The sequence below is a fragment of the Rhizobacter sp. genome (assembly GCF_031412495.1).
Classification (GTDB): domain Bacteria; phylum Pseudomonadota; class Gammaproteobacteria; order Burkholderiales; family Burkholderiaceae_C; genus Schlegelella_A.
On the sequence record NZ_JANODC010000305.1, the window covers coordinates 1 to 2,614 of the forward strand.

The following is a 2,614-nucleotide window of genomic DNA, read 5'->3' on the forward strand; positions in this document are numbered from 1 at the left end:
ACGATCAGGCCGACGGCGAAGTTGCCGCCGATCAGGAAGTGCCCGAACGACTCGATCACCTGGCCGGCCGCGCCCGGCCCGGTGTGGCCCTCGAGCAGGACGACGCGGGTCGAGGCGACGTTGAGCGACAGGCGCAGCAGCGTCGTCAGCAGGATCACCGCCGGGAAGGCGGCGAAGTCGAGCGGCCGGACCATGTAGGCCGCGACCATCATCACCATCAGCGCCATGGCGATGTTGAAGGTGAAGAGCAGGTCGAGCGCCAGCGGCGGCAGCGGCAGCACCATCATCGCCAGGATCATCACGACGACGAGCGGCGCCATGAGGGCGCGGATGGCCTTGGCGTTGGGGCCGAGCCAGGCCTGCATCTGCTGCGCGACTGCGTTCATGGGTTCCCGGTCGTCGACATCAGGCCGCGTGCGGATCGAGCTCGGCCGGCACGTCGAGGGCCGGCAGCGCGCCCGGCATCGCGACCTTGCCCGCCATCGCCGCGCGCAGCTGGTACACGTAGGCCAGGACCTGCGCGACGGCGGCGAAGAGCGCGGCCGGGATCTCGCGGTCGAGCTCGGCGTGGGCGTAGAGGGCCCGGGCCAGGACCGGCGCCTCGAGGACCGGGACCTCGCTGCCGCGGGCGACGTCGCGGATGCGCAGGGCCATCAGGTCGGCGCCCTTGGCGACCACGCGCGGCGCGGCCATGCTGGCGTCGTCGTACTTGAGGGCGACCGCGTAGTGGGTCGGGTTCATGACGACGAGGTCGGCCTTCGGCACCGCGGCCATCATCCGGCGCTGCGTCATCTCGCGCATGCGGGCGCGGACCTTGCCCTTGATCTCGGCGTTGCCCTCGAGCTCCTTGTGCTCCTGCTTCAGCTCCTGGTGACTCATCTTCAGCCCGTCGGCATGCAGCCGCCTCTGCAGCGGCACGTCGATGACGGCGAAGGCGGCCAGGGCGAGGACGACGAAGCCGATTCCGGCCACCAGCGTCGCCGAGAGGGCGCCGATCGCCGCCGGCAGGGGCAGCGACAGGATGTGGGCGAAGGCATCGAGGTGGGTGCCCAGGTAGACGGCGCCGATGCTGCCGAGAACGAGTGCCAGGACGCTCGCCTTCAGGGCGTTGACGACCTGCTGCTTCGAGAACACGCGGCCGATGCCGGCCAGCGGGTCGAGGAAGGAGAACTTCGGCCCGAGCGGCTTCAGCGTCCAGGTCCAGCCGCCGGTCGCCAGGCCGGCGGCGATGGCGACGAGGGCCATCGCCAGGCCGAACGGAACGACGACGATCAGCAGGGTCGTGGTCCAGCCGAGCATCTGCTGCGCGATCGCGTCGGCACCGAGCGCCTGGGCGCGGTCGAAGCGCAGCGACCGCGCCAGCGCGTCGCGCAGCCAGGCCGAGACCGGTGCCGCCGTCGCCACCAGCAGCGCACCGCCGGCGGCGACCGCGCCGAAGTGGCCGAGGTCGCGCGACCGCGCGACCTGGCCGTCCGTGCGCGCCTTGTCGAGCTTGCGCTGCGAGGCGGGAAGGTGCTTGTGCTGGGCGGAGGGGTCGGCCATGTTCTGGAGGTGCTGCCGGCATTGTTCCCAGCGGCCCGCCGAACTTGAGCGCGATAAGGCACCCGAAGGCCGGTCACTTCCGCGGGTGGATCCAACGGCGACTTCCCTACGTAGAAGCCTGACCGATGCGGCAACCCTTCCGGGCGCCGCCGGGTTTCCTCAACCAGACAAGGACCAGTCCATGAAATTCGCGAAACTGACGGCCATCGCCGTCGCCTCGATGATCGGCGCCGCCACCCTGCCGGCGCAGGCCGAGGTGATGGTCGGAGCGGCGATGCTTCCCAGCAAGGACATCATCGACAACGCGGTCAACTCCAAGGACCACACGACGCTGGTCGCGGCGGTCAAGGCGGCCGGTCTGGTCGAGACCCTGAAGGGCGCCGGTCCGTTCACGGTCTTCGCGCCCGCCAACGCCGGCTTCGCGGCGCTGCCGGCCGGCACCGTCGACTCCCTGCTCAAGCCCGAGAACAAGGCGGCGCTGAGCAAGGTGCTCACGTACCACGTCGTCGCCGGCAGGGTCGACGCGCCGGCGCTCGTCAAGGCGATCGACGCGGGCGGCGGCAAGGCGATGCTGAAGACCGTCTCCGGCGGCACGCTGACGGCGACGCGGAGCGGCAACACGATCATGGTCGGCGACGAGTCCGGCGGCATGTCGAAGGTGATCATCGCCGACGTCGTGCAGTCGAACGGCGTGATCCACGTCGTCGACAAGGTCCTGCTGCCGAAATGAGGAAAGGGGCCGCGGCCCCTTTCGCTCAGGATGACGTGGGTGAAAACAATCCGGGGGCGGCGCGACGCAGCCGCTCCTCGAGCGCCTCCCGAGTGAACGGCTTGACGACGTAGCCCGCCGCACCCTCCTGGGTGCAGCGGACGATGTCTTCCCTTCGCGCCTCGGCCGCCAGCATGAGCACCGGCAGGTGCCGGATCCGCGCGTCGCGCTTGATCGCCGACAGCAGCTCGAAGCCGTTCATGATCGGCATCTCGATGTCGGTGATCACGGCGTCGAAGCCGGCACCGCCCGCGCGCAGCCGGGCCAGCGCCGCGGCGCCGTCGGCGGCGTCGACCACGTCGA

General features: G+C 70.6%; 4 protein-coding genes. 1 reads left to right on the top strand and 3 read right to left on the bottom strand.

What is annotated here, in order from left to right:
* Both AC30N0_RS11360 and AC30N0_RS11365 read right to left on the bottom strand, forming a co-directional pair.
* A partial coding sequence (locus AC30N0_RS11360) for an FHIPEP family type III secretion protein (RefSeq protein ID WP_489518023.1) occupies positions 1–386 on the bottom strand: 386 nt, incomplete at its 3' end.
* Positions 387–405: 19 nt separating this feature from the next.
* Positions 406–1,542, bottom strand: a complete 1,137-nt coding sequence (locus tag AC30N0_RS11365; protein WP_489518024.1) for an EscU/YscU/HrcU family type III secretion system export apparatus switch protein — start codon at positions 1,540–1,542, stop codon at positions 406–408.
* A gap of 220 nt (positions 1,543–1,762) precedes the next feature.
* Between AC30N0_RS11365 and AC30N0_RS11370 the strand changes: the two genes are divergently transcribed.
* Positions 1,763–2,272: a fasciclin domain-containing protein gene (locus tag AC30N0_RS11370; protein ID WP_489518026.1), complete on the top strand. Its 510-nt coding sequence runs from the start codon at positions 1,763–1,765 to the stop codon at positions 2,270–2,272.
* 25 nt (positions 2,273–2,297) lie between these two features.
* On the opposite strand, the gene AC30N0_RS11375 is transcribed toward AC30N0_RS11370, so the two are convergent.
* Positions 2,298–2,614: response regulator (locus AC30N0_RS11375; protein WP_489518025.1), on the bottom strand; the 317-nt coding region annotated here is incomplete at its 5' end.

Excerpts from the sequence above, each read along its gene's own strand:
- AC30N0_RS11370 (WP_489518026.1), top strand. The coding sequence starts at position 1,763 with ATGATCGGCGCCGCCACCCTGCCGGCGCAGGCCGAGGTGATGGTCGGA.
- AC30N0_RS11365 (WP_489518024.1), bottom strand. The coding sequence starts at position 1,542 with ATGGCCGACCCCTCCGCCCAGCACAAGCACCTTCCCGCCTCGCAGCGC.